1 protein-coding gene is annotated in these 267 nt (G+C 37.5%); it reads left to right on the top strand.

Annotated features, from left to right (window positions below):
• A partial coding sequence (locus tag FFF34_019655; GenBank protein TSD62039.1) for a GIY-YIG nuclease family protein occupies positions 1–236 on the top strand: 236 nt, incomplete at its 5' end.
• Positions 237–267: the final 31 nt, after the last annotated feature.

The following is a 267-nucleotide window of genomic DNA, read 5'->3' as shown; positions in this document are numbered from 1 at the left end:
TGTTCAATAAAATTTATATCGGGTATTCATCTGATGTAGACAACCGCCTTATCTCCCATAACCAACTTTCTACTAAAGGCCACACCATTAAATATCGCCCCTGGACTATTGCTTACACTGAAGATTTTGAATTAAAATCAGCAGCCCTTAAAAGAGAAAAACAGTTAAAATCAGCAAACGGTCGCAAATTCGTTTGGGAAATCATTCGTCAAAAATTTGGTAGCTCAGATGGTTAGAGTGTAGAATTCATATCCGTTGGCTAACGGA

The sequence above is a fragment of the Inquilinus sp. KBS0705 genome (genome assembly GCA_005938025.2).
In the GTDB taxonomy this organism is placed as follows: domain Bacteria; phylum Bacteroidota; class Bacteroidia; order Sphingobacteriales; family Sphingobacteriaceae; genus Mucilaginibacter.
The sequence above is the reverse complement of the archived record's forward strand: the minus strand, read 5'-3'. Positions and strand labels throughout refer to the sequence as shown.